The organism is Bacillus sp. GMa5/1, from assembly GCF_050172015.1.
GTDB lineage: Bacteria > Bacillota > Bacilli > Bacillales > Bacillaceae_G > Bacillus_A > Bacillus_A cereus.
Window position 1 is genome coordinate 1 of sequence record NZ_JBNLYC010000045.1, and the last position, 23912, is coordinate 23912.

Here is a 23912-nt window from a genome sequence, read left to right on the forward strand (position 1 = left end):
GGAGAATCCCACTCCGTATACTTTTAAAAAATTCCTTTATAAATTCCTTAGCGTTTGGGGGCTTTTTTATGCTTTCATAAACTCTTTATCAAAGAAGTTGTTTACGTAACTGATTATTTTTGTAAGGGTATTAATAAAACTCAAAGCGAACTTATCCATATTCATAATGAAAGGGTGATGAAATGATTATTAGAGAAGGTATTGAAGTAACTAGAATAACTTTAGATGGTATGAATTACCGATTCCAGAAGGGGATTCTGAGTTTCTGCTTCGTGCTGGATATTGGGAAGTTGGTGAAAAAGTAGAAAGAATAAATCGTGAGGAAATTCTGGCGGATTATGACAGAAAGGTTTTTCTGGAAGATGGAAAATTGTGTACGATACTCACTTACAAAGGGAATAAAAAGAAAAGATGTGATAGAGGATGAGTGAAGAACAAATTATTCGTGATGAATATGAGTATGTGGTGAAAGTAATCCTTACAAAGGAACAGCGGAAGAAATTTTTAACACCGTTAATACCAGCTGTACGGGAGCTAATTATAAAAAGGAAAGTAGAACAACGAAATAAGCAAAATGAAAGTATGAAAGAAGGTGAATAACAACATTCTTGATATTAAAATAGATGAACAAAAGATTGAAGAACTTTTCTTAGAAGAGTTACGAAAACGGCTAGATCATATTGAACATAGAAAAATGTTTTGGGATATGAAAGAATTGTGTAGACAAACATGTATGAGTGGAAATTCCATCAGAGAAAATTGGTTTTATGATGAACGTTTCCCGAAATTTAAAATAGATGGAAAGTGGTATTTTTCAGCGTTAGAAGTGGAAAAGTTTCTTCTTATGTAGATAAAAGAACAATGAACAATTTTAAAGAAAGAAGGGCTAATAATTATTAATTACTAATAAGATGAATGTACTACGGACCTACAGAGGTTTTATTATTTTACTTACACTTATCCATTTCTATACACACGCCAGCCATATTATTTTTTGCCCCCAGTACATTCTTTTTTATGCTTTATATAAATAAAAAAAGCCTAGGCCCCTTGATAAACAAGGTTCCTAAGGCTTTTAATACGACTCTTTGCAGAGTACCGAGATTAACGAGAGTAGAACTCTACGATTAATGCTTCGTTGATTTCAGCTGGTAACTCAGAACGCTCAGCGTGACGAGTGTAAGTAGCTTCTAATTTGTCAGCATCGAAAGTTAAGTATTCTGGTACGAAGTTGTTAACTTCGATCGCTTCTTTAACAACAACAAGGCTGTTAGATTTTTCGCGAACGCTGATAGTTTGACCAGGTTTTACACGGTAAGATGGGATATCTACGCGAGCGCCATCAACCATGATGTGACCGTGGTTTACTAATTGGCGAGCTGCACGACGAGTGCGAGCTAAGCCCATACGGTAAACTAAGTTGTCAAGACGAGCTTCAAGAAGGATCATGAAGTTTTCGCCGTGCTTACCAGGCATTTTACCTGCTTGGTCAAATGTGCGACGGAATTGACGCTCAGTCATGCCGTACATGTGACGAAGTTTTTGTTTCTCTTGTAATTGTAAACCGTATTCTGAAAGTTTCTTACGTTGGTTAGGACCGTGAGGACCTGGTGCGTAAGGGCGTTTTTCTAATTCTTTTCCTGTGCCGCTTAGAGAGATTCCAAGACGACGAGACAGTTTCCAAGCTGGACCTGTATAACGAGCCATAGTTGACTCCTCCTTTAAAAATGTTTTTATTTACGTAAAATAAAAACAGACGTAATCGATATTTACGGGCATTTTGTTTTCATGTACCTTCGCTCCAGCAGCAGGGAGTTACGAGATACACCTCCGTAGAGGAACAAAATACAAACGATAAACTCACATTACAAGGCTGCCTTTTTATTTTACACAAACGCTATTATATCTTTTACCCAGAGTTTCGTCAAGCGAGTACGTTTTTGTTTTATGCATAAAAATTTTGGAAATTAATATAAGAAGGAATTTAAAACAATATAGAAGAAGAGATAGAAACACAAATAAAACGCTTACATAAAATGAAGGAAAACGTTCATCAAATTTTTATGGATGAATATGCGGCAATAAAAACATAAGGGGGATGTTTTTATGAAAAAGAAGCATATGGAGACAGCGTTAATTCACCACGGTTATATACCTGAGGAACATAAAGGAAGTTTAACACCACCTTTATTTCAAACTTCTACATTTACATTTGAGACTGCGCAGCAAGGAGAGGCGAGTTTTGCGGGAGTGGATCCATCTTATATTTACTCACGGCTTGGAAATCCAACTGTGAAATTATTTGAAGAACGTATGGCGTTGTTAGAAGGAGGAGAAGAAGCACTTGCCTTCGGATCTGGTATGGCAGCTATTTCAGCAACGTTAATCGGTTTTCTAAAAGCTGGAGATCATATTATTTGTTCAAATGGATTATATGGATGCACGTACGGTTTTTTAGAAGTGTTAGAAGAAAAATTTATGATTACGCATTCGTTTTGTGATATGGAGACAGAGGTTGATATTGAAAATAAAATTCGCCCAAATACAAAGCTTATTTTCGTTGAAACACCGATTAATCCGACAATGAAATTAATTGATTTAAAACAAGTGATTCGGGTTGCAAAGCGAAATGGCTTACTTGTTATTGTTGATAATACATTTTGTTCACCTTATTTACAAAGACCGCTTGAGCTTGGCTGTGACGCTGTTGTGCATAGTGCGACAAAATATATTGGTGGTCACGGTGACGTTGTAGCGGGCGTAACAATTTGTAAAACGAAAGCATTAGCTGAAAAGATTCGCCCGATGCGAAAGGATATCGGCGGTATTATGGCACCGTTTGATGCGTGGTTATTATTACGCGGGTTAAAGACGTTAGCAGTAAGAATGGATCGTCATTGTGATAATGCAGAAAAAATTGTATCGTTCCTAAGAAAACATGATGCGGTAGAAGGTGTTTGGTATCCAGAAGGGGAGTTAGCATCTCGTCAAATGAAACGCGGGGGCGGTGTTATTTCTTTTTCAGTAAAAGGCGGAAAAGAAGAGACGCAAGCGTTTATTAATGATCTTCACTTTATTACAATTGCGGTGAGTTTAGGAGATACAGAAACGTTAATTCAGCATCCAGCAACGATGACGCACGCTGCGATTCCAGCTGAACTAAGAAAAGAAATGGGCATTTTCGATAATTTAATACGCTTATCAGTCGGTTTAGAATCGTGGGAGGATATCGTTTCTGATTTAGAGCAGGCATTAAAGAAAATATCTACTGTTAATCAATGAAAAAAGAGTGAGCTATCGGTTTTGTACAGGACGTACTAAATCGATAACTCGCTCTTTTCTTTTTACATATGTTTTAGGAGTGTTTCCACAAACTTTTCTAAATAGCGCTGATCTAATTCATCAAAACGATTTTTTTCAGGACTATCAATGTCCAGTACACCAATGACAGCTCCTTCTTTCACAATCGGTACAACGATTTCCGAATTAGAAGCACTATCGCAAGCGATGTGACCTGGGAATTGGTGAACGTCCGCTACAAGCTGCGTTGTTTTCGTTTCAGCTGCAACGCCGCAAACGCCTCGTCCAAATGGAATGCGCACGCAAGCAGGCATTCCTTGGAACGGTCCAAGAACAAGCTGAGTTCCTTCTGTTACGTAAAAGCCAACCCAATTAACGCGATCTAAAAATTGGTTTAATAATGCGGACGCATTTGATAAGTTTGCGACTACGTTTGATTCGCCAGTTAATAACGCATCCAGTTGTTTAATTACTGTCTCATATTGCTGCACGCGAGATCCTGCATAACTTTCTTTAGTAAACATGGAAACAGCTCCTTTTTTATCGAGATGTGTAAAATATTAGCAAAATACGATGTATTTCACATGACTTTGTCGATAGAAAATTAAAGGAATTTGTCTTAAAAGTCAAGAAATTTAAACTATAGCTGTTCATTGAAGGGAAGTGAGCGCATGAAGCAGACGAAACAAAAAGTAATTGATGCGGCAATATCGTTGTTTAATACGAAAGGTTATGATGGAACGTCGGTGCGAGACATTGCAAAGCGAGCGGATGTGAATGTAGCGAATATTTCATATTATTTTGCTGGGAAGCAAGGTTTATTAGAACAGCTTATTACTGATTTTTTAGAAGGATATATTCATGTGATTGAAATGTCGTTTGAACAGAGAGAGTATTTGTCGGCTAAAGATGTGATGGTGCAAATGGTGCGAGGGATTTTACGATATCAATTTGAAAATAGAGAACTAACACGTTTCTTCTACCGAGAGCTTTCGCTTGATACGACATTAATTCGTGAAGTGATGACCGTTTATTTTTCTAAAGAAAGATATTATATAGAACAAATGATTAGACAAGGACAAATGAAACAAGAATTTCAGAAAGTATCATTTACAATGTTTATGACGCAATTAAAAGGTATGATAAATATGCCGTTTTTATATCCACAATATATATCAGAAGTACTGCATTCTTTCCCGTCTGAGACATTTTTTATAGAGATGTACACGAAAGAGATTGAGCAATGGATGGAACAAGCATTATGTAAAGCGAATATGTACCATGAATGGCCAAGAGCTGTTCATATGTGAAGAATCCCCACCTAACGAACTGAGGTGGGGATTTTTATGTTTACTTTTCTTTGCCATAAATTGTTACATAATAGCGCGATAATTGTTAATGCAGCTCCAGCGATTTCAATTTTATCGACTGTATAACCTCGAAAGATAGAACCAATCAGTGCAAGGATAGGAACTAAATTCATAAATAATATGCCGTTAATAGATGAAATATAGCGATTTCCCATATTCCAGCAAAATACAGCGATAACGCCTGCGATAATCGACATATAAAAGAGTTCAAAACGAACGCTCACAACTGTACGCAGTGACGGCATAGTAACTATATTTGTGTACGTTAAGAAAGTAACAATAACGATGAGTGAAATGGAGCCAAATAAACAAGTTAATGTCGTGTACCTAAGTGGTGACCAAGATTGAAAACGAGCACCCCCGTTTGTATAAATGACCCAGCAAGTAACGCCGCATAGCATCAATATATTTGTTGATAAGTGGCTTGCAGCTCCAAATAGTAATTCAATATTTCCTTTTGAAATGACAAGCATAACACCAAGTAATGCAACGAACATACAAAGGAATGTATAGTTTTGTGGGCGGCGATTTTTCGTTATCCATTGCAGTGATAAGGCAATCAGTGGCATAAGGGATTGAATCATAGCTGCATGGATTGCTCCGGAAGGTCCGGCAAGTTGTTGTCCGTAGAAAACGAGAAAACCATACCCCGCGAAACCGACTGTCCCGTAAAAGAATAGAGAAAGTGTTCTTTTTTCTAAGCGGAGTGAAGTCTTTCCTTCAGTAATTAATAGCAAAATAAGAAAAATAATAGCTGCTGATCCATAGCGAATCGTTGTGAAGAAGAATGGATCGATAAATTGCAGAGCATTTGCCATTACAGGAAACATAAATCCCCAGGCAGTGACGGCGAGTAAGCATAGAAAGGATCCGAGTAGCATTTGTTTTTTGTTCAAGAGTATCTTTCCCCTTTACATTTCGTTATAGTAAGTTGATGAAATAAGTATAAAGAGTAATTGTTTATAGGAGGAAATATCGATTTCTTATAACGGTTATAACTTTTTGTTAGAGGTGTGTACGATGGATTTGGAGGCAGTACGATCGTTTATTGAAGTGAAGCATACGCGAAGTTTATCAAAGGCAAGTAAGATTTTACATATATCGCAACCAGCGCTTAGTAAACAAATTCAAAAGTTAGAAGCGGATTTAGAGGTTACTTTACTTAAACGTTCTGCGCAAGGAGTAGAGTTAACGGAGGCAGGAGAGTTATTTATAAAAAGAATGTTACCAATTTTGGAGCAAATAAATGAAGTGAAAACAGAAATGAGGGGGTATCAAGAGAACCGGAAGTTTTCAATTGGTATACTACCGAGTTTAGCGGAGTATTACATATCAGAATGTAAAGATATATTAGGTGATGAGTTCGAAGTGGAATGGCAAATCGGACATACGGAAGTATTAAGAGAGTTATTTAAAGCGCGGGAGATTGACGCGATGTTCATCGATTCAGTAGTAGAAGGTGCTACGTATATAAAAGAAGTGCAACAAGAGAAAATTGTTTGTGCCGTTTCAAATAATCATCCGTACAAAGAGAAGATAGTCATTCAAATAGAAGAGCTGCACAATGAAAAATTAATTGTATATCCAGAAATATGTGATGTAAGGAAAATGATTATGAACATGTTTCATGAAATAGGTGTAAAACCAACTATAGCTGTGGAAACATCTTACGCAGAACCGATGCTTGCAATGGTAAAAGCTGGCCTTGGTATCACGTTACTTCCAGAAAGGGCAGTAGAGCAGTCTGTAAGGCAAGGAAATGTACATGTAATTTCTGTTGAACCACCACTCATGCGGAAAATTTATTTCGTATCCCATACGAAAGATTGTTTGTTATTACAATCATTTGAGGATAGGTAGTGAGGTAGGCGGAATATTGAGAAAGATTACAATCACATTGAAAGGAACATGAAATTTTTAAAAAAACTAGGTCAAAAACAAACCATTACATGGTATGATTAGTACATTGTTAGTTGTTAAATATAGGGGAATTCCCTTTTTATACATAATGCCTTCCATTTCATAAACGGAACGGACAAAAAAAGAGATATAACTAGGAGGCTTTTTTGCATGGATTCTATCCTGACGATCGTTATCATTGTAGTAAGCTCTATTCTAGTGCTGCTCATGATAGAGCTTGTGATAAGAAATCGTTCATATAAAGATATTGAAGCACTGGAGCAGTGGAAACAAGAGATAAAAGATAAACCTGTGGCAGATGAACTAAAACGGGTAAAAGATTTAAACATGACGGGTCAAACAGAAGAACTGTTTGGTAAATGGCGTGAAGAATGGGATGAAATTGTATCAACAACCCTTCCGAAAGCTGACAAAGATTTAGCGCAAGCGCGAAAATTCGCCTCGCAATTCTCCTTCCGAAAAGCAAAGCATGCGATGAACGAATCCATAAGTGGTTTAGATGACGCTGATAATCGTATTACGGACATTTTAAATGAATTACAGCAATTGTTAGAAAGCCATGAGAAAAATAGCTCGGAAATTGAAGGGTTACGTGATACATATCGTAGTATGAAAAAGAGTGTTCTTGCTCATAGACATATGTATGGAGCAGCAGAGCAGAAAATCGAAGAGATGCTAGACGCTGAATCTGAGAAATTTAAAACCTTTGAAGAAGCGACAAACAATGGCGACTATTTAAAAGCGAGAGAAATTGTTATTAGTTTGGAAGAAGGTTTAGCAGATTTAGAAATCATTATTCACCAAATTCCAGATTTATTGGTAGAGTGTCAAGCGACGTTACCAGTTCAGCTGGAAGATTTATTACACGGACACAATGATATGGTAAGACAAGGTTATGTATTAGATTATTTGGAAGTCCCTAAAGAAGTTCGTGATATGACGAAACAACTACAAACATGTTTAATGGATATACAGGAGCTTCATATAACAGAAGCGGCTGAAAAAGTAGAAAACTTAAAAATACGTTTAGATGGCTTCTACGATCAACTGGAACAAGAAGTACATGCGAGACATTATGTGGAGCAAAAAACACTTTCTGTTTATGATGATTTAGAAGAAATGCGCATCGAAACGATTGAAACGAAAACAGAAACACAACTTGTGAAACAAAGCTATCAGTTACAAGATAAAGACATTGAGTCTCAAAAAGTAATTGAAAAGCAAATGCACATTTTAACGAAACGTTTTGAAATGCTACAATTACGCGTTGCAGAACAAGATATTGCCTTCTCTATTATTCGCGAGGAACTAGAAGAGGTTTATGAGCAATGTGAAACGTTAAAAGTACTTCATGCAGAATATAAAGAAATGCTGCAAACGATGCGCAAAGAAGAATTTGAAGCACGTGAGAAGTTACAAGAAATGCGAAATACTATTTTCGAAACGAAACGCTTTATGCAAAAGTCGAATTTGCCAGGTCTTCCAGAGAGTATTATGGAAGATTTAAAAAGAGGGCAAATGGCAATGCAAGCTGTATATGAACAATTAGAAGTGAAGCCGTTAAATATGAACGCTGTAAATAGCAGTTTAGAAGAAGCATATACAACTGTGAACGGTGTGGCTGAAATGACAGAAGAGTTAATTGGACAAGCGTATTTAGTGGAAAAATTAATTCAGTACGGTAACCGTTACCGTAGTCATGATGAAAACCTAGCAGAAAGTTTAAATTATGCTGAGAAATTATTCCGTGAATACCAATACGATGCAGCTTTAGAACAAGCGGCTTCAGTATTAGAGCAACTTGAACCTGGCGTTGTTCAAAAAATAGCTGAATATGTAGACAATGAACAAACCCTTTCATAAAAGGGTTTGTTTTTTTATGTAATTTTGCAGGCGATGTTGCTATAATGAATAGCGGAATACAGCAAGGTTATTCGTTTCAAAATAAAGTGAAACTGTAATCGGTGGGAGGATTCATCCCCACTGATTACTAGCCTTCACCAATCGGACATTTACGGGCAGTTAATCTCCCATCTAACTTCTTTGCTCTAACTGGATTTTGAGGTGAGAGTCTTATTGCCCGTTAATGCGGGATAAAGTGAAACTGTAATGGGAGGGCATCCTCGCCAATTATTAGCCTTCACCAATCGAGATAAAACGGAACCTTTGCGTAGTCTTAGCGTAATGACACGTATTTATGATATGATTATACGATGTGATAGCGCTGAAAGGGGAAGAACGATGATCTATTTTGATAATAGTGCGACGACGAAGCCATATCCAGAAGCTCTTCAATCGTACGTGACGGTTGCTGGGAAATATTTTGGTAATCCTTCTTCTATTCATTCGCTTGGAGGAGAGGCAGAGCGTCTATTAACACAATCAAGAACGATTGCAGCGCAGCTTCTTCGTGTTAAACCTTCTGAAATTATTTTTACATCAGGTGGAACGGAAGGAAATAACCTTGCGATTAAAGGGATAGCGATGAGGAATCGTTCGCGTGGCAAACATATCATTACAACAAATATTGAACACGCGTCTGTGTTTGAAGCATATAAGCAATTAGAAGAACTCGGGTTTGATGTAACATATTTACCGGTTAACGAGCATGGTGTTGTATCGGTAGAAGATGTGAAACGAGCGCTTCGTGAAGATACGATTCTTGTGTCAATTATTCATGTGAACAACGAAACCGGAGCAATTCAACCCGTTGCTGAAATTGGAACGTTATTATCGAATCATCCGAAAATAAGATTCCATGTAGATCATGTACAAGGGATAGGAAAAGTACCGCTTGATTTATATGCTTCTCATATTGATCTTTGCTCAATATCTGGACATAAATTCCACAGTGTAAAAGGAACAGGTCTTCTTTATGTACGCGATGGCGTAAGATTAGATCCGATTTTATCAGGTGGTCAACAAGAGCTTAAGTATCGCTCTGGTACAGAGAATTTACCTGGCATTGTAGCGATGGTGAAAGCACTTCGCATGACAATGGAACAAGTGAAAGAAAAGGTAGCTCATTTGCAAAGTTTACAAGCAGAGCTTGTTCGTTTCTTTAAAGAGATGGAAGATGTAACGATTAACACGTCGCTTGCATATGCAGCACCGCACATTTTAAATGTATCATTTGTTGGTTTAAAACCAGAAGTAGTCGTTCATGCTTTAGAAGAACACGGTGTATATGTGTCAACGAAATCTGCTTGTTCTTCAAAAGCAAATGAAGTGAGCAGAGTGTTAGTGTCAATGGGAGTGCCGCATGCAGCAGCTGCAAGCGCTATTCGTATTAGTTTGGCACCAGAAAACACAATGGAAGAAGTAAAACAATTTGAAGGTATTGTAAAAGAGACGATGCCAAAATTATATGAAGTGATGAGGTAAAGAAATTATGTTGAAATATGAATATATTTTAGTGCGTTATGGAGAAATGACGACAAAAGGTAAGAACCGTTCTAAATTTGTAAGCACATTAAAAGATAACGTGAAGTTCAAACTGAAAAAATTCCCAAATATTAAAATCGATGCAACACATGACCGTATGTACATCCAGTTAAATGGCGAAGATCATGAAGCGGTATCTGAAAGATTGAAAGATGTATTTGGCATTCATAAATTTAACTTAGCGATGAAAGTACCATCAGAATTAGAAGACATTAAAGAAGGTGCATTAGCAGCTTTCTTACAAGTAAAAGGCGATGTGAAAACATTTAAAATTACTGTACACCGTTCTTATAAGCATTTCCCAATGAGAACGATGGAATTATTACCTGAGATTGGTGGACACATTCTAGAAAATACAGAAGATATTACTGTAGATGTTCATAATCCAGATGTAAATGTACGTGTAGAAATTCGCAGTGGTTATAGCTACATTATGTGTGATGAGCGTATGGGAGCTGGCGGTTTACCAGTTGGCGTTGGCGGAAAAGTAATGGTACTTCTTTCTGGTGGTATTGATAGCCCAGTAGCAGCTTACTTAACGATGAAACGCGGCGTATCTGTGGAAGCAGTTCACTTCCATAGTCCACCTTTCACAAGTGAGCGTGCAAAACAAAAAGTAATCGATTTAGCGCAAGAGTTAACGAAGTATTGTAAACGAGTAACGCTTCACCTTGTTCCGTTTACAGAAGTGCAAAAAACGATTAATAAAGAAATCCCATCTAGCTATTCAATGACGGTTATGCGCCGTATGATGATGCGTATTACAGAACGTATTGCTGAGGAGCGTAACGCACTTGCAATTACGACTGGTGAAAGTCTTGGGCAAGTAGCAAGCCAAACGTTAGATAGTATGCATACGATTAACGAAGTAACAAACTACCCAGTTATTCGTCCGCTTATTACGATGGATAAATTAGAGATTATTAAAATCGCTGAAGAAATCGGCACGTATGATATTTCAATTCGTCCATATGAAGATTGCTGTACTGTATTTACACCAGCAAGCCCAGCGACGAAGCCGAAACGTGAAAAAGCAAATCGTTTTGAAGCGAAATACGATTTCACACCATTAATCGATGAAGCTGTAGCGAACAAAGAAACAATGGTATTACAAACGATAGAAGTAGTGGCGGAAGAAGAAAAATTTGAAGAACTTTTCTAAACCATAAATTACCATATCTAAAACGTGTATGAAGTCATGTTATTTATCACACTCTATACTCACAAGGAGGTGATATAACATGTCACGTAGCACAAATAAATTAGCGGTTCCTGGTGCTGAATCAGCATTAGACCAAATGAAATACGAAATCGCTCAAGAGTTTGGTGTTCAACTTGGAGCTGATGCAACAGCTCGCGCTAACGGTTCTGTTGGTGGTGAAATCACTAAACGTCTAGTTTCACTAGCTGAGCAACAATTAGGCGGTTACCAAAAATAATCCCATATGATGGCTTAGAAAGAGCGGGTTCTCCCGCTCTTTCTTTTTTGTGTTGCCATTTGTCGGTAAGTTGATGTAATTTCATTTAGTAATTCGACAGAACTGAAAAATTTGTCAAAAGAAGAGGGTTCAAAATTAACAGAAAATTCTTTATTATATAAAGGAGGCATAAAGAAAAGGGAGGATATTTTATGAAGCGAGAAGAATTGTTGGCGCCACCGTCTTATAATTTAGTTTCTGAAATAGAGAAATATACGGGTGATAAAGGGAAATTAGCTTTAATTTGGCAAGATGATAAAGGGAATCGAAGGGAAGTTACATACGCTGAATTAATGCAAGGTGCGAATAAAATTGGAAACGCTTTTATAAAAAGTGGTTTGCAAAAAGGGGACAAGCTTCTCATTATGATGCCGCGTTTAATTGAAGCGTACATGACGTATATTGCTGCTATTAAAGCAGGATTTGTCGTAATTCCAAGCTCGGAAATGTTACGTAAAAAAGATATAGAATATCGAATTGGACATGGAGAAGTAAAAGCGATAGTAAGCTATGAGCCGTATATTAGGCAGTTTGATGATATAGAAGCGATGGAATCTCTTCGGAAATTTGTCCTGAGCGAGCAGTCAGTAGATGGATGGATTAATTTAAAAACAGCGTTAGAAACAGAGAGTGACATGTTAGAAATGGCGAAGACAGATAAAGAAGATATGGTCTTTTTATCTTACACGTCAGGAACGACAGGAAATCCAAAAGGTGTCGTTCATACACATGCGTGGGCATACGCTCATTTACGTACGAGCGCTCCAAATTGGCTCGGAATTGAAGAGAATGATATTGTATGGGCAACAGCTAGTCCAGGCTGGCAAAAGTGGATTTGGAGCCCGTTTTTAGCAACGCTAGGATCAGGGGCAACAGGGTTTGTATATCACGGTAAGTTTGAACCGAAAACGTACCTAAACTTATTAGACGATAATAAGGTGAATGTACTTTGTTGTACACCGACTGAGTATAGATTAATGGCAAAGGTAGAAGATTTAAGTCAGTACAATTTAGAGGCATTACATAGCGCTGTATCAGCAGGTGAGCCGTTAAATAGAGAAGTCATTGGAACGTTCCAAAAGCACTTTCATATTACAGTGAGAGACGGCTATGGGCAAACGGAAAATACATTACTTGTTGGTGTAATGAAAGGGATGGATATTAGACCAGGTTCAATGGGGAAACCAACGCCAGGTAACCACGTCGATATCGTAAATGAGGAAGGTAATCCAGTTAAAGTAGGCGAAGTTGGTGATATTGCAGTTCACATTGAAACGCCGGCCCTCTTTAAACAATATTACAAAGACGATGAACGTACAGCGATGCAATTCCGCGGTGATTATTATATTACAGGTGATAAAGCGAAGAAAGATGAAGACGGCTACTTCTGGTTTGAAGGGCGCGGTGATGATATCATTATTAGCTCTGGTTATACAATCGGGCCGTTTGAAGTAGAGGATGCACTTGTAAAACATCCTTACGTAAGAGAATGTGCAGTTGTCGCAAGTCCTGATGAAATTCGTGGAAGTGTCGTGAAGGCATTTATCGTATTAAGAGAGAATATAGAAAAGAACGAAGAAACATTAATTCCAACACTCCAACAACACGTCAAAGAACTCACTGCACCATATAAATACCCTCGCAAAATTGAATTTGTAGATGAACTACCAAAAACGATTTCTGGAAAAATTCGCCGTATTGAACTTAGAAAACAAGAGATGGAGATTCCGTCAAAATAATTTTGAAAACAGTGAAGTAAATAGTTGAATGAAATGCAAAACAATGATAATATAAAAACGAACACAAGTTCGATTTTATAAACTTAAAAAAGAGGTGTCCGTATGATTTTAGGTATTAATCCGTACTTAGTTTTAGATGGTAGTGGGCAAGAAGCTGTACAGTTTTATAAAGAGGCTTTAGATGCAAAAGTAGAAGTCATGCAAACTTTTGGTGACATGCCTGAAAATCCAGAATACCCGATTCCAGCTGAAGCGAAAGAGCGCGTTTTACACGCTACTTTAAAAGTTGGTAATACGGATCTTATGATTTCTGATACATTCCCAGGTCAAGGACATGCAATCGGATCTCAAGTAACAATCGCAATTCAAATTAGTAATGCAGAAAAAGCAAAAGAAGTATTCGATAAGTTACAAGAAGGTGGAGAAGTTATCATGCCACTTCAAGAAACATTCTGGAGCCCAGCATACGGACAAGTAAAAGATAAATTTAATATTGAATGGCAAGTTACAACGTCTACTACTGAACAAAAGTAATTTTTAGAAAAGCACCATGTTTTGAAATGGTGCTTTTTTTTATACAATAAAAAATAAAGGAGATGGGATATATGGGAGAAATTTGGTATGGCGGCACCATTTACACAATGAGAGAAGAAAATGCAAAAGTGGAAGCTGTTTACGTTGAAAACGGCATAATTGTTGATGCTGGTAATAAGGAAGAATTAGAAAGCAGATATTCAAACGTAAAGTTACATGACCTAAAAGGAAAAACAATGATCCCAGGTCTCGTTGATAGCCATATGCATCTTATTGGGCATGGAGAGAGATTACTCCGTCTAGATTTATCAAATTGTACATCTTATAGCGAAGTACTGGCTCTTGTTCAGAAGCGAGTGGAAGAAGCTCCAAAGGGCTCTTGGATTATTGGAGAAGGATGGAATGAAAATAACTTTACAGATACGAAAGATGTTCACGCGCGTGATTTAGATGAAATTTCGAAAGACCATCCTATTTTATTAAAGAGAGTTTGTCGTCACGTTACATGGGTGAATTCATACATACTGCAAGAAGTGAATATAACAGAAGCGACAGAAGATCCAAAAGGCGGGAAAATTGGCAGGGATTCATCAAATAAGTTAACAGGACTTTTATATGAACAAGGGCAAGAATTAATTAAACATGTTCAGCCAGAAATTGATGAAGCTTATTTACAAAGAGCTCTGCAAACAGCGATTAAAGATTGCTGGAAATACGGACTTGTTGGCGGGCATACGGAAGATTTAAATTATTATGGTGGTTTTAGAAAAACGCATAATGCGTTTTCTCATGTGATAAAAGAAATGCCATTTAAAGCCCATTTGCTCGTTCACCATGAAGTAGCACATGAACGAAAAGAATATGAAAATGAACATTATATTGAATTTGGGGCAATGAAAATTTTTTCTGACGGTTCTTTTGGCGGAAGAACAGCATTATTAAGTGAACCGTATGAAGATGCTAAGGAAACGAATGGGGTTGCGATTTTCTCACGTGAAGAACTTGCAGAATTAGTGAAGAAAGCACGAGATTTACATATGCCAGTTGCGATTCATACTATCGGTGATTTATCGCTTGAATATGTCATTGATGCACTCGAATTATATCCACCAGCAAAAGGGTTACGTGACCGCATTATTCATTGTCAGCTTGCTCGTGAAGAGTTGATAGAAAGAATGAAAAACTTGCCAGCCATTATCGATATACAGCCAGTCTTTCTTTCATCAGATTTTCCGTCAGTCATTGAAAAATTAGGAGAGCGTCGTCTTCGTTATGCGTATGCTTGGAAGACGTTACTGGAAGCAGGATTACACTGCAACGGTGGTTCAGATGCTCCTATTGAACAAGTAAATCCGTTTTTAGGCATATATAGCGCTGTTACACGTAGAAGTTTTATTGACGGTGTATGCTATATGCCTGAGGAAAGATTAACGGTATATGAGGCTGTTTCTTTATTTACAACAGGAAGTGCCTATGCAATTGGAAAAGAAGCGAAGCGAGGGCAAATTACAAAAGGATATGAAGCAGACTTTACAATATTAGACCGCAATATGTTTGAAATTGAGGCAGAAGAAATAAAAGAAGTACAAGCAGCAATGACCGTAATAGATGGCCAAGTTGTCTATAGAAAAGATGCGTAAAAATATATCAGCGATTATCGGAATATATCGACTTACCGACAAAAACTGACAAGAATAACGGCCGGATAGTAAGAGATTATTGTCCGCGCCAATCGGGGTAAATAAATAACCGCAGAATTATGGAATTCCATAATTCTGCGGTTATTTTAATCCTATAAAAACGTTCTCTGTACTTTTTCCCAGAAAGAGTTGTTTTTTAATTTAACCGTTTTAATTTGTTTATCGCTTAAGCGTACAACAGCTTTTTCCACTTGTTTAATGCTAAGCGCTTCGTTATCCATGCCGATAACAGGATAATCGTTACCGTCTGGTCTTAGTTTTAAAGTTAATGTACGTTCGTGATTTAAAATGAAAGGTGAACCGAGCGTACGGTAAGTGTTGTTGTTTAAAGATGCTAGTTCGCTTACTTGGAAACATGGAATAAGTGGGTCAACAACTGCGCCATGCAATGATTTATTGTAAGCAGTACTTCCTGTTGGGGTAGAAACTACTAAACCGTCACCTCTAAATGTTTCGAAATATAAATCATCAACGTGAACATCTACAACGAATGTTTTTATAATACTAGAACGTAATGAGAACTCATTTAAACAATGGAAAGATGTACTGTGATCTACATCTACCTGAATTGTTGGATATTTACGCACTTCAATTTCATTTTTTGTAATTTCTTGAAGGGCTGTATCAACGTGATCAATATGGAAATCGCAGTAGAAAGAAGTTTCATCTTTCGTAGAAATCCCTGCGTATAAACAATCTTCTCTAAAACCAGTTTTACGAACGGCTTGTAAGAAGGTTGCATCATCTCCAACACTGACGATAGCGTTTGCATTTTTTGGATGATCTAATATGGTAAATCCATTCTCTTCTAAAATACGATAGATTGGTTTCATTTTTTCAACGAGCGTTGCTTTGTCATCACCATAAAAGAAAAATAAATTGCGACGATCTGCCATTATGTATCCCTCCACTGCAGTTAAATTTTCTGTTTTTCGTGCTACATATCATTAGAGTCCGTTCCCTGATGATATGTTCAAATAATATATTTCGATATAAATTGTCAAAATACCTTTTTATTTTTAGAAAAATTTTTATATTCAATCTTATAGAACCCTGTTTAATGATGAATAAAGTTGTCGATAATGGGTACGGAGTGAAAGGATGATACGTATGAAGTGGTTCGTAATTGGAATAATAATTCTTCTTCTTTTTATTTTGTTTATACTATTGTCGAAAATAAAGCTTAAGGTGACATTTTTATATTCAGAAATGGAAAAGCAATGTTTGCTTCAAGTGAAAATATGGATGATTCGATATACATTTGATGTGTTGGAAAGAATTGAAAAACAGCAGAAAAAGACAGGACAGAAAATCGAAAAAGCTGAAGAGGACGGCGGACTCGATAATAAAATTATGGCGCAACTTGACAGCATTGGTGAACTGATAAAAAAGCTTCAAGAAGTTCATACTATTGTTAAAGATTTTCTCAAACGAGTGAAAATCAATGGTTGGAAATGGCATACACAAATTGGAGCAGGCGACGCAGCTAGTACTGGAATTGTCACTGGATATGCATGGGGGACAAAAGGTATGGCTGCTGGAGTTGTCGGACAATATATGCATATTGTCGATGTACCAGAATTTGAAATTACTCCTGTTTTTCAAGGGAAAGGATTTGCGTCAAGATGTGAGTTAACAGCATCTTTTCGGATATTCCGCACTATAAAAACAGCGGTGAAATTGCTCATATTTATGAGGAAGCAAAGATCTGGTATGACAGAAAAATCTGTTCAAGCATAGGGGGGATATAGAATGGACCATCCAATTCAAGGTTTAATGACAACCGCAATGCAGCATTTAAAACAAATGACTGATGTAAATACCATTGTTGGTGACCCAATTAAAGCGGCAGATGGAAGTGTAATTCTTACTGTTTCAAAAGTAAGTTTTGGATTTGCTGCTGGTGGAAGTGAATTTGGTAAAGTAGAACATTCAGGCCGCCATCCATTTGGCGGGGGAAGTGGTGGAGGAGTTTCTATTAATCCTGTTGCCTTTCTTGTTATAAATGGAGATGGTGTGAAAGTATTGCACTTAGATAAACAAACACATGTCATCGATAAAATAATTGAATTAGCTCCACAAGCTGTTGATAAAGTGAAAGAAATGATGGATAAACGAAAAGAAGATGATCCTGAATTTCAAATTTAACGAATAAAGAAGCTAATCAATAGGTTAGCTTCTTTAATTTTTTTGTAAATAAAGCGATTTTATTTGCATTATCGATAGGGACAAACTATCATTTACATTGTACATATTTTGTTTAAATAAGGGAGGATTTTCAAGTGGCAAACGTAACTTTTAAAGGTAATCCAATGACTTTAGTTGGAACAGAAGTTAAAGTTGGCGATCAAGCGCCAAACTTCCAAGTATTAGCAAACGACTTATCTCCAGTAAGTTTAGAAACATACAAAGGCGAAGTGAAATTAATTAGTGTTGTACCTTCAATCGACACAGGTGTTTGTGATGCACAAACACGTCGTTTTAACCAAGATGCAGCAGGTATTGAAAACGCGAAAGTATTAACAATTAGCGCTGATTTACCATTCGCTCAAAAACGCTGGTGTGCAGCAAACGGTTTAGAAAATGTTGTAACACTTTCTGACCACCGTGACCTTTCATTCGGTGAAGCTTACGGCTTAGTAATGAAAGAGCTTCGTTTACTTGCTCGTGCAGTATTCGTAGTAGATAGCAACGACAAAGTAGTTTACGCAGAGTACGTAAGCGAAGGTACAAGCCATCCAAACTATGAAGCAGCATTAGAAGCAGCTAAATCTGCGAAGTAATGTGAAGGAAATGACCTCTTATAAAGAGGTCGTTTTTTCTCATATATTGCTCTATAACGGCATCGATATATGAGAAAAAACGTTATATCATATATAACTTAAAAGGGAGCTCTTTACAGGAGGTCGCTTTTTCTTTTTGGAAAAAAACACTTTGTGGTATGATATAAGTTATGTGTAAAAGAGAGAAGGAGGAATGTACGTGAGTCAGACAGTAGAAACATTATTTTCTATTTTTGATTCTTCTGCGGTAGTTTTACGTAAAGAATTAGATGTAACATATTTAGAGGCGCTTGTAGAAACAGGTGATAACTTGTTTGAGGGAGCGATTTTACAAGAGGAATTATCCGAATCAGCAATTGAAAGGCTGAATCGTGAATATAGTACGTTTAATGAAGAAACATATAAAGGTGAAGAAATTCGTAAAGCATTTCAGTTAGCCATCTTAAAAGGAATGAAAGAAGGCGTACAAGCGAATCACGAAATGACACCTGATGCAGTTGGGATGTTCATGAGTTACTTATTCCATAAATTTATGCAAGGTCAAAATGAAATTACAGTTTTAGATCCTGCAATTGGAACAGGTAACTTAATGACTACAGTGTTTAATAGCGCTAAAGAAGGACTAACAATGAGTGGATTTGGTGTAGAAGTGGATGAAGTGCTAATTAAACTTGCTTTAGTAAATGCAAATTTACAAAAGCATGCAATCGAATTCTTCCATCAAGATGGACTAGCACCACTTTATATCGATCCAGTTGATGCAGTCGTTTCAGACTTGCCAGTTGGTTATTATCCAAACGAAATCGGTGCAAGTGAATATAAATTAAAAGCAGATGAAGGAATGTCATATGCCCATCACTTATTTATTGAACAAAGTGTGAAACATACGAAAGAGGGCGGGTACTTATTCTTCTTAGTACCAAACTTCATTTTTGAAAGTGACCAGGCACCAAAATTACATGCATTTATTAAAGAAACATGCTTTATTCAAGGGTTATTACAGCTTCCTGTTTCCATGTTTAAAAACGAGAAAAATGCAAAAAGTATATTTGTTCTCCAAAAGAAAGGCGCTAATGTAACAATGCCAAAACAGGCGTTATTAGTGGAGTTGCCTAAATTCTCTAACATGAAGGCGATGGAAGACATTATGGATCAATTAAATACTTGGTTTGCAACACATAAATAAAGCTAGGTATATGTAACAGCATTAGTGATTCATGTAGTACAGTTTTATATAATATGTCATATTTTTAAATATATACAAGATTTAACTGAATTTTTTTGAAATCTGTAATATATATTTTTTCTTGGTGTTACAATTTTTTCACTTGAAATATATGTCGGACGATGTTTAAATTAAAATCGTGAGTATAAAATTTGCTAATGATGAAACGTTTTCATATTTAGTGAATTTGATCAGATAAAATCGAGCGGTTTGTGGAAACATCCACACAACTACCAAGAGAAAAAGGGGCGAAAGACTAGATGTCAAAAATCATCGCGATTAACGCAGGAAGCTCTTCCTTAAAATTCCAATTATTTGAAATGCCAAGTGAAACAGTATTAACAAAAGGTTTAGTAGAACGTATCGGTTTAGAAGATAGTATCTTCACTATTACTGTAGATGGCGAAAAACAAAAAGAAATTACAAACATTCCAGATCACGCAGTAGCAGTTAATATGCTTCTAAAAAAATTAACTGAAAACGGAATCGTTAAATCTCTAGATGAGATTGGCGGTATCGGTCACCGTGTTGTTCACGGCGGCGAAAAATTTGCTGACTCTGTTTTAATTACTGATGAAGTATTAGCTGATATCGAAGAATTAAGCGATTTAGCACCACTTCATAACCCAGCAAACGTTGTTGGTATTAAAGCATTCCAAGAAGTATTACCAAACGTACCAGCAGTAGCAGTATTCGATACAGCATTCCACCAAACAATGCCGGAATCTGCATTCCTATACAGCTTACCATATGAGTACTATGAAAAATTCGGCATCCGTAAATACGGTTTCCACGGAACTTCTCATAAATATGTAACTGAGCGTGCGGCTGAATTATTAGGTCGTCCAATTGAAAGCTTAAGCTTACTTTCTTGTCACTTAGGTAACGGTGCAAGTATCGCAGCAGTAGAAGGCGGTAAATCTATTGATACTTCTATGGGCTTCACTCCACTTGCTGGTGTAACAATGGGTACACGTTCTGGTAACCTTGACCCTGCGTTAATTCCATACATCATGGAAAAAACAGGCCAAACAGTAGAAGAAGTAGTTAACGTATTAAACAAGAAGAGTGGTATGTTAGGTCTTACTGGTTACTCTAGTGACCTACGTGACATCATTGCGAAAGAAGAAGAAGGCGACCACCGTGCGAAAGTAGCACTTGATGTATTCGTAAGCCGTATCCACAAATACATCGGTTCTTACACTGCTCGTATGAAAGGTGTAGACGCAATCATCTTCACAGCTGGTGTAGGTGAAAACAGTGCGATTATTCGTGAGCGCGTATTAGAAGGCCTTGAGTACATGGGCGTATACTTCGATGCAAAACGTAATAACGTATTCGGTGAAGAAGCATTCATCAGCTTCCCACACTCTCCAGTAAAAATTATCGTAATTCCAACTGACGAAGAAGTTATGATTGCTCGTGACGTACTACGTCTTGGAGATATTGGTTAATATATGAAAAAAAAGACGAAATCCTATAGGATTTCGTCTTTTTTCTTTTGGATGTATTTTAAAACTCCATCCGGATATAATATTTTTTCTTTCTGAATGAATGCCGTAATAGGAATCCATTTCGCATATGTTACTGTTTCCTCATCTTGTATATTTAATATTTTTATTTCATATAGTGACGTGTCTAATAAACGCAAAGAATATAGTTGAATAATTTCATGACCAATGTCTCCATCTAGATGAAAGACATTTTCTAAACAACCTAAATAATTGGTGATTTCCACTTCTGTATGAAGCTCTTCCCTAAATTCACGAATAACGGTATGTGCTGATTGTTCACCAAGTTCAATTGAACCACCAAGAGGTCGGTAAAATGTTTCATCGGCTGAATGATATTCTTGTACGAGAAGACGCCCGTGATGTATAGCAATGCCAAAAGCCTTTGCACGTGGATACATATACAATCACTCCTTATTTTTTTGTATAAGGAAGATTATAATATGTTTTGTAGTAAAGGTGTCATGTATTTAAGAATGTGGTCTAATCGTAATTCCATCAAATAAGTCTTTCCAAAATGCTTCATTGTATTGGTATACATCCATAATAGGACATTTCATAACGCAAACACGTTGTAATCCCCAATCTTCTTGGGTGATAGTTGGTATATCGGCAGGAATTAGTAACAGGACAGAGAATGTATGTGTAACGATTTGAGATAAAATTTTTTCTAGGGAACATGCTTCTTCATATGTTCCTCCAGTTCGAATAAATAATATGGATTCTGCCGTTTCAATTGTAGCTAGAAAACGATTAATACGATGTTCATAATTTAACTTAATTTCTGTATAAGAAGGCCAAGAAGTTGGTGTGTTTACATCTGTTTTAAAGTCATGACAGGAGTCAATTTCATAAAGGTTGTCCCTTAATCTTAATTTTGCATCATCATCCCAAAATGAGATGAAGGATAAATTTTCGAAATTTAAAAAGCGGTCAAATCGATTTTGTAATAATACATTCACTTTTTCTAATGAGGGGCTTAGCATAAAATCAATAACGCCAAAAAATGGTGATAATTCTAATTGATATAATGCCCAAGCAGGCCAGCAGTTTTGTCCTAAGCTGAATACCGCATTATATTCTTTTTTTATATCGGATAGATTCATGTGATTTATCTCATCCTTTTTGTTAATATTTTATGCCATTCAAAAATGGTATGTGAATAAAGATAGACAAGCATATTTGCAAAGAATAAGCAGAAATATGTTACAATAGAAAAAAATCGAACGAGGTGGTTGTTACGATGCGATCGAAGCGAGAACAAGCCATTTTAGACAATATAAAAGAATGGGAAGCGCAATTAGTTGAGCAAGAAGCGACCGATTTTCAAAAAGTGTTTGATAAATGGTTACATACTACAGTTGCGAAATTACCTGAGAAAAAGCGAAAAGAATTCTTCACGAAAGCAGATGGATGGCTCTTTCATTTGCATGCATTTATTCAAAGTTCACAAGCACAGTTAGATGCACGTAATCGGATTTTAGGAACATCAAGATTATTTGATGAATCGATTGAACAGCTTGAAGATTTGAAAGCATTATCTATTGATCAATTAACATACATAGCAGAGCAGCAAACAGCACGTCATCGTCTATATTCATTTGTACAAGGCGGGGCAACAGGAGCTGGAGGTTTATTATTATTAACGGCGGATTTTCCGGTTATGATCGCATTAAATGTGAAGGCAGTCCAACTTATTGCAACATCATTTGGACATGATGTGAACAAGCCGTATGAAATGATGCTTGCGTTAAAGGTGTTTCATGCGTCATTACTACCAGGAAGACTTCAGCAATACGCATGGTACAATTTATTGCAAGAGCTGGAGCAAGAAGATTCGTTCTTCTACGAAGGAGACGAAGCAGTGCTACAAACAGCTTCTACTGAGGTTGTGTTAAAACAAATTTTGAAGACATTTTCGATTTATGCTCTTCGTCGTAAATTATTCCAAGGTATACCGGTAATTGGAATGGCAATTGGATCTACAGTGAATTATCGTTTAACAAGAAACGTTACTGAATTTGCAAATAGATTTTATCAAGTGCGCCATATAGTCGAGAAAGAAAAAAGAGCATAAAAAAAGCGAGAGGCCGAAGCCTTTCGCTTTTTTAATTTGTTGCATGTTTTTTGGACATTGGAACAGATACTGGCTGCTTTTCTGCTGTTTTTTCTGTTTTTGGATAATAAATTAAATCCAATGTTTTTGCCTGTACGGCAATCGAAAGAATAGTAAAAGCAATTTCTGTCCAATTTAAATAATATAATGAAAGCGCAAGAACAATCGCGTCAAAGACGAAGAAAATTTGCCCAATTGTAAAACGAGTTCGTTTACTTAATACAATTGTTAAAATATCGTCTCCACCGGTTGCACCGCCAAATCGCAATATAAAACCGAGTCCAATACCAGCTAACGCACCGCCAACTACTGCAGCTATAAATAAGTTATTTGATAAATCTACCGTAAATGGAGAATAATTTTCCATAAAGGAATAAAATACTCCGAATGAAATTGAACCTAGGAATGAATAGCCAACCATTTTTCTACCTAAAAATGAAGCACACAGTAAAATAATTGGGATATCCATTAATACAGTTGAAATAGATGGTGAAATATCATAAAAGTTTTGAATGAATAGTGCAATTCCTACAAAGCCACCTTCTGTTAAGTGGTTTTGGAAGTGAATGTGATATAGCGCTGCTGCTAAAATAAATGAACCGATTAAAACCATAAAAATTTCTTTAATAATTTGCCGACTTTGGATGTTCCTCATCGTTATTCCTTCTTTCCGTAGTTAGTAGTCCTTTTTGTGTTGTAAACTAACTACGAGCTCACATGTAGCTTTCAGTTAGTTTACGAAAAAACTAACTACGCTATATGTCGCTGAAGAAATAACGAATAATCCTCTCG

General features: G+C 36.7%; 25 protein-coding genes and 1 pseudogene. 19 read left to right on the top strand and 7 right to left on the bottom strand.

What is annotated here, in order from left to right; genetic code table 11:
* Positions 1–182: 182 nt before the first annotated feature.
* From ACQGSG_RS13390 to ACQGSG_RS13400, 3 genes and pseudogenes are all read left to right on the top strand, one after another.
* Positions 183–427, top strand: a pseudogene (locus tag ACQGSG_RS13390) (hypothetical protein).
* A complete protein-coding gene (locus tag ACQGSG_RS13395) occupies positions 424–600 on the top strand; it encodes a hypothetical protein (RefSeq protein WP_001288257.1) in 177 nt (58 codons plus the stop codon). The pseudogene ACQGSG_RS13390 and the gene ACQGSG_RS13395 overlap by 4 nt, the downstream one beginning before the upstream one ends.
* The gene (locus ACQGSG_RS13400; RefSeq protein WP_001063532.1) at positions 593–850 is read left to right on the top strand and encodes a hypothetical protein; all 258 of its coding nucleotides are present in this window, start codon (positions 593–595) and stop codon (positions 848–850) included. Before ACQGSG_RS13395 ends, ACQGSG_RS13400 begins: the two co-directional genes overlap by 8 nt.
* 254 nt (positions 851–1104) lie before the next feature.
* On the opposite strand, the gene rpsD is transcribed toward ACQGSG_RS13400, so the two are convergent.
* Positions 1105–1707, bottom strand: coding sequence for a 30S ribosomal protein S4 (gene rpsD, locus ACQGSG_RS13405; RefSeq protein ID WP_000135317.1), 603 nt, complete (start codon positions 1705–1707; stop codon positions 1105–1107).
* Between the two features lie 399 nt (positions 1708–2106).
* Between rpsD and megL the strand changes: the two genes are divergently transcribed.
* Positions 2107–3282 carry a methionine gamma-lyase gene (megL, locus tag ACQGSG_RS13410; protein WP_000726557.1) on the top strand — a complete coding sequence of 392 codons (1176 nt, stop codon included), beginning with the start codon at positions 2107–2109 and terminating at the stop codon, positions 3280–3282.
* A gap of 62 nt (positions 3283–3344) precedes the next feature.
* Here megL and ACQGSG_RS13415 read toward each other — a convergent pair whose 3' ends face one another.
* Positions 3345–3824 (bottom strand): GAF domain-containing protein, encoded by a 480-nt coding sequence (locus ACQGSG_RS13415; protein WP_000494341.1) that lies wholly within the window; start codon positions 3822–3824, stop codon positions 3345–3347.
* A gap of 147 nt (positions 3825–3971) precedes the next feature.
* Between ACQGSG_RS13415 and refZ the strand changes: the two genes are divergently transcribed.
* Positions 3972–4610 (top strand): forespore capture DNA-binding protein RefZ, encoded by a 639-nt coding sequence (gene refZ, locus ACQGSG_RS13420; protein WP_000814921.1) that lies wholly within the window; start codon positions 3972–3974, stop codon positions 4608–4610.
* Positions 4611–4621: 11 nt separating this feature from the next.
* Here the strand turns inward: refZ and ACQGSG_RS13425 are convergent, their stop codons facing one another.
* Positions 4622–5566, bottom strand: coding sequence for a DMT family transporter (locus ACQGSG_RS13425; protein ID WP_061138918.1), 945 nt, complete (start codon positions 5564–5566; stop codon positions 4622–4624).
* A gap of 124 nt (positions 5567–5690) precedes the next feature.
* Here ACQGSG_RS13425 and ACQGSG_RS13430 point away from each other — a divergent pair, with 124 nt between their 5' ends.
* From ACQGSG_RS13430 to ACQGSG_RS13465, 8 genes are all read left to right on the top strand, one after another.
* Complete coding sequence (locus ACQGSG_RS13430) at positions 5691–6530, top strand: LysR family transcriptional regulator (RefSeq protein ID WP_000362536.1); 840 nt, start codon at positions 5691–5693, stop codon at positions 6528–6530.
* A gap of 210 nt (positions 6531–6740) precedes the next feature.
* Positions 6741–8453 carry a septation ring formation regulator EzrA gene (ezrA, locus tag ACQGSG_RS13435; protein WP_030028553.1) on the top strand — a complete coding sequence of 571 codons (1713 nt, stop codon included), beginning with the start codon at positions 6741–6743 and terminating at the stop codon, positions 8451–8453.
* A gap of 378 nt (positions 8454–8831) precedes the next feature.
* Positions 8832–9974 (top strand): cysteine desulfurase family protein, encoded by a 1143-nt coding sequence (locus ACQGSG_RS13440; protein WP_000638992.1) that lies wholly within the window; start codon positions 8832–8834, stop codon positions 9972–9974.
* A gap of 7 nt (positions 9975–9981) precedes the next feature.
* Positions 9982–11196, top strand: a complete 1215-nt coding sequence (gene thiI / locus ACQGSG_RS13445; protein WP_000922336.1) for a tRNA uracil 4-sulfurtransferase ThiI — start codon at positions 9982–9984, stop codon at positions 11194–11196.
* A gap of 79 nt (positions 11197–11275) precedes the next feature.
* Positions 11276–11473 carry an alpha/beta-type small acid-soluble spore protein gene (locus tag ACQGSG_RS13450; RefSeq protein ID WP_000091640.1) on the top strand — a complete coding sequence of 66 codons (198 nt, stop codon included), beginning with the start codon at positions 11276–11278 and terminating at the stop codon, positions 11471–11473.
* Positions 11474–11664: 191 nt separating this feature from the next.
* Entirely contained in the window at positions 11665–13251 is a 1587-nt protein-coding gene (gene mbcS / locus ACQGSG_RS13455) for an acyl-CoA synthetase MbcS (protein ID WP_030028547.1), read from the top strand.
* A gap of 102 nt (positions 13252–13353) precedes the next feature.
* Entirely contained in the window at positions 13354–13785 is a 432-nt protein-coding gene (locus ACQGSG_RS13460) for a VOC family protein (RefSeq protein WP_000600350.1), read from the top strand.
* Between the two features lie 71 nt (positions 13786–13856).
* Positions 13857–15425, top strand: coding sequence for an amidohydrolase (locus tag ACQGSG_RS13465; RefSeq protein WP_044584901.1), 1569 nt, complete (start codon positions 13857–13859; stop codon positions 15423–15425).
* A 152-nt stretch (positions 15426–15577) separates the two neighbouring features.
* Here ACQGSG_RS13465 and ACQGSG_RS13470 read toward each other — a convergent pair whose 3' ends face one another.
* A complete protein-coding gene (locus ACQGSG_RS13470; protein WP_000785186.1) occupies positions 15578–16381 on the bottom strand; it encodes an NAD kinase in 804 nt (267 codons plus the stop codon).
* A 205-nt stretch (positions 16382–16586) separates the two neighbouring features.
* On the opposite strand from ACQGSG_RS13470, the gene ACQGSG_RS13475 reads away from it, so the two are divergent.
* The 5 genes from ACQGSG_RS13475 (at position 16587) to ackA (ending at position 20947) form a co-directional block, all read left to right on the top strand.
* Positions 16587–17225 carry a DUF2953 domain-containing protein gene (locus tag ACQGSG_RS13475; RefSeq protein WP_002098024.1) on the top strand — a complete coding sequence of 213 codons (639 nt, stop codon included), beginning with the start codon at positions 16587–16589 and terminating at the stop codon, positions 17223–17225.
* 12 nt (positions 17226–17237) lie between these two features.
* A complete protein-coding gene (ytfJ, locus tag ACQGSG_RS13480) occupies positions 17238–17633 on the top strand; it encodes a GerW family sporulation protein (RefSeq protein ID WP_000350003.1) in 396 nt (131 codons plus the stop codon).
* Between the two features lie 134 nt (positions 17634–17767).
* On the top strand, positions 17768–18268 hold the full coding sequence (gene tpx / locus ACQGSG_RS13485) for a thiol peroxidase (protein ID WP_000024525.1): 501 nt from the start codon (positions 17768–17770) through the stop codon (positions 18266–18268).
* Between the two features lie 199 nt (positions 18269–18467).
* The gene (locus tag ACQGSG_RS13490; protein ID WP_000084367.1) at positions 18468–19454 is read left to right on the top strand and encodes a class I SAM-dependent methyltransferase; all 987 of its coding nucleotides are present in this window, start codon (positions 18468–18470) and stop codon (positions 19452–19454) included.
* Positions 19455–19753: 299 nt separating this feature from the next.
* Positions 19754–20947 (top strand): acetate kinase, encoded by a 1194-nt coding sequence (gene ackA / locus ACQGSG_RS13495; protein WP_000034575.1) that lies wholly within the window; start codon positions 19754–19756, stop codon positions 20945–20947.
* A gap of 23 nt (positions 20948–20970) precedes the next feature.
* Here the strand turns inward: ackA and ACQGSG_RS13500 are convergent, their stop codons facing one another.
* Together ACQGSG_RS13500 and ACQGSG_RS13505 are read right to left on the bottom strand one after the other, a co-directional pair.
* Positions 20971–21405, bottom strand: coding sequence for an NUDIX hydrolase (locus ACQGSG_RS13500; RefSeq protein ID WP_098378902.1), 435 nt, complete (start codon positions 21403–21405; stop codon positions 20971–20973).
* A gap of 69 nt (positions 21406–21474) precedes the next feature.
* Positions 21475–22110, bottom strand: coding sequence for a DUF1796 family putative cysteine peptidase (locus ACQGSG_RS13505; protein WP_016110791.1), 636 nt, complete (start codon positions 22108–22110; stop codon positions 21475–21477).
* Positions 22111–22247: 137 nt separating this feature from the next.
* Between ACQGSG_RS13505 and ACQGSG_RS13510 the strand changes: the two genes are divergently transcribed.
* The gene (locus tag ACQGSG_RS13510) at positions 22248–23081 is read left to right on the top strand and encodes an EcsC family protein (RefSeq protein WP_001256853.1); all 834 of its coding nucleotides are present in this window, start codon (positions 22248–22250) and stop codon (positions 23079–23081) included.
* A gap of 31 nt (positions 23082–23112) precedes the next feature.
* Here ACQGSG_RS13510 and ACQGSG_RS13515 read toward each other — a convergent pair whose 3' ends face one another.
* Positions 23113–23775, bottom strand: coding sequence for a YitT family protein (locus ACQGSG_RS13515; protein ID WP_001244515.1), 663 nt, complete (start codon positions 23773–23775; stop codon positions 23113–23115).
* Positions 23776–23912 lie beyond the last annotated feature (137 nt).

Coding starts and splice junctions, on each gene's coding strand:
- ACQGSG_RS13395 (WP_001288257.1), top strand. CDS start 424: ATGAGTGAAGAACAAATTATTCGTGATGAATATGAGTATGTGGTGAAA.
- rpsD (WP_000135317.1), bottom strand. CDS start 1,707: ATGGCTCGTTATACAGGTCCAGCTTGGAAACTGTCTCGTCGTCTTGGA.
- megL (WP_000726557.1), top strand. CDS start 2,107: ATGAAAAAGAAGCATATGGAGACAGCGTTAATTCACCACGGTTATATA.
- ACQGSG_RS13415 (WP_000494341.1), bottom strand. CDS start 3,824: ATGTTTACTAAAGAAAGTTATGCAGGATCTCGCGTGCAGCAATATGAG.
- refZ (WP_000814921.1), top strand. CDS start 3,972: ATGAAGCAGACGAAACAAAAAGTAATTGATGCGGCAATATCGTTGTTT.
- ACQGSG_RS13430 (WP_000362536.1), top strand. CDS start 5,691: ATGGATTTGGAGGCAGTACGATCGTTTATTGAAGTGAAGCATACGCGA.
- ezrA (WP_030028553.1), top strand. CDS start 6,741: ATGGATTCTATCCTGACGATCGTTATCATTGTAGTAAGCTCTATTCTA.
- ACQGSG_RS13440 (WP_000638992.1), top strand. CDS start 8,832: ATGATCTATTTTGATAATAGTGCGACGACGAAGCCATATCCAGAAGCT.
- thiI (WP_000922336.1), top strand. CDS start 9,982: ATGTTGAAATATGAATATATTTTAGTGCGTTATGGAGAAATGACGACA.
- ACQGSG_RS13450 (WP_000091640.1), top strand. CDS start 11,276: ATGTCACGTAGCACAAATAAATTAGCGGTTCCTGGTGCTGAATCAGCA.
- mbcS (WP_030028547.1), top strand. CDS start 11,665: ATGAAGCGAGAAGAATTGTTGGCGCCACCGTCTTATAATTTAGTTTCT.
- ACQGSG_RS13460 (WP_000600350.1), top strand. CDS start 13,354: ATGATTTTAGGTATTAATCCGTACTTAGTTTTAGATGGTAGTGGGCAA.
- ACQGSG_RS13465 (WP_044584901.1), top strand. CDS start 13,857: ATGGGAGAAATTTGGTATGGCGGCACCATTTACACAATGAGAGAAGAA.
- ACQGSG_RS13470 (WP_000785186.1), bottom strand. CDS start 16,381: ATGGCAGATCGTCGCAATTTATTTTTCTTTTATGGTGATGACAAAGCA.
- ACQGSG_RS13475 (WP_002098024.1), top strand. CDS start 16,587: ATGATACGTATGAAGTGGTTCGTAATTGGAATAATAATTCTTCTTCTT.
- ytfJ (WP_000350003.1), top strand. CDS start 17,238: ATGGACCATCCAATTCAAGGTTTAATGACAACCGCAATGCAGCATTTA.
- ackA (WP_000034575.1), top strand. CDS start 19,754: ATGTCAAAAATCATCGCGATTAACGCAGGAAGCTCTTCCTTAAAATTC.
- ACQGSG_RS13500 (WP_098378902.1), bottom strand. CDS start 21,405: ATGTATCCACGTGCAAAGGCTTTTGGCATTGCTATACATCACGGGCGT.
- ACQGSG_RS13505 (WP_016110791.1), bottom strand. CDS start 22,110: ATGAATCTATCCGATATAAAAAAAGAATATAATGCGGTATTCAGCTTA.
- ACQGSG_RS13510 (WP_001256853.1), top strand. CDS start 22,248: ATGCGATCGAAGCGAGAACAAGCCATTTTAGACAATATAAAAGAATGG.
- ACQGSG_RS13515 (WP_001244515.1), bottom strand. CDS start 23,775: ATGAGGAACATCCAAAGTCGGCAAATTATTAAAGAAATTTTTATGGTT.